Annotated in this window: 2 protein-coding genes; both read right to left on the reverse strand. The window is 41.8% G+C overall.

Features of this window, described 5'->3' with window-relative positions:
* Positions 1-348: 348 nt before the first annotated feature.
* On the reverse strand, positions 349-579 hold the full coding sequence (locus tag MJD61_04320) for an addiction module protein (GenBank protein ID MCG8554501.1): 231 nt from the start codon (positions 577-579) through the stop codon (positions 349-351).
* Positions 580-678: 99 nt separating this feature from the next.
* Complete coding sequence (locus MJD61_04325; protein MCG8554502.1) at positions 679-1,350, reverse strand: hypothetical protein; 672 nt, start codon at positions 1,348-1,350, stop codon at positions 679-681.
* Between the last annotated feature and the right edge of the window lie 32 nt (positions 1,351-1,382).

Raw genomic sequence — 1,382 nt, forward strand, 5'->3', positions numbered from 1 at the left:
GAATCTATTGCGTAACGTCGCACAATTTTTCGGCGTCAGATTGAGGACCTTGTTAGCGTTCAATTCTTTCTTTCCAATAATACGGACGCCGACGATGGTGAGCTACCGCAACAATTAGTATGAATTCTGGTTCGATTGAATAGATTATAGAATATGGGAACCGGGTAAGTAGACCTCGGCGAAGATCATTTACTAATGGATGCCCAAGCTTGGGATTATCCCGTAGCCTGTCAATAACGCGTTGAACATCATCCAGGTATTCTGCACCTAGCCCCAGAGATTGTTCCTCGTAGAATATCGCTGATTCGGTCATTTCCTCCAGTGCTGGAGAAAGAAACCGAAACCCGATCATTTCAAGCGCTGGCGAGCCCTTTGCATCGCTTCCTCTCCTGGAATAGCTTGAAATGTTCCTGATTGAAAGTTTTCATATCTGCGTTGAGCTTCGTCAATCCATAATTTCTCAACATCGACATCCGTAATTCCATCCAGATCTTCTATGAGCGTACGAGCCAGCGCTGCTTTCTCTCTAGTGCCCAATTGGCGGGCTTCCCTTTCCAGTTTTTCGTAATTCGTGCTCATGGCTACAATATACTCCTATAATCATAGGAACGCTAACGGTTGAGCTAAGGGGCGGCGCTTTGCACGGTCGGCTGGAAGGCTTGTTATGTCACAACATAATTATTCTGTATCTGGCATTCCTGCTAATGCAGGTACAATTGGGATTAAATCTACAAGATGCACTTTATGCTTCGTTACCTCGAAGTATTCTTGAACAACGGAAAACCGATCTCCATACTTGTTTTGAAATGATTGTGCAAGCGCATTATTTTTACTCATGACACTTTTAAGATTCCTACGTCCTCGGAAAAACTTAAGGGGATACTTTAATCCAAGTACATAAAGATATCGTTCTTTCCTGGTTTCTGCCTCAGCAAGCTCAAAGAAATCCTTAAATAAGCTATTTTGACGAATAGATTCTGGCCCTCCGCGCCAATTAATAAACTTGAACTCCGCTATTCGTTTATCAGTTTCCAAATCAAATGCTCTTCCGGTATTTCCTGCTCCTAAAGATAAATATTCAACCTTTTCATCACCTGAAAGAATTTTTGGCAAAGCTGTTAGGATTCCCGCAGCATGTATGACAACATTTATTTGGCCTGCGAGAGATTTTATCTCATAAGCAGCTTTTAAGAGGTTAGTGTTGAGATTCTGTGCATCACATAAAGTTTGTACATCCTTTTTACTTAATCCACTAAATTTGTATTCTAACTCAGACAGACGATCCGTAAGAGAGTCACTTTCAAACTCTTTTATACAGCGCGCTGCATCCTCAACACTCATTAATGTCATAGTACTTCATCCGCTCACTTTTCCTACCCAAA

Source organism: Pseudomonadota bacterium (assembly GCA_022361155.1).
GTDB lineage: Bacteria > Myxococcota_A > Polyangia > Polyangiales > JAKSBK01 > JAKSBK01.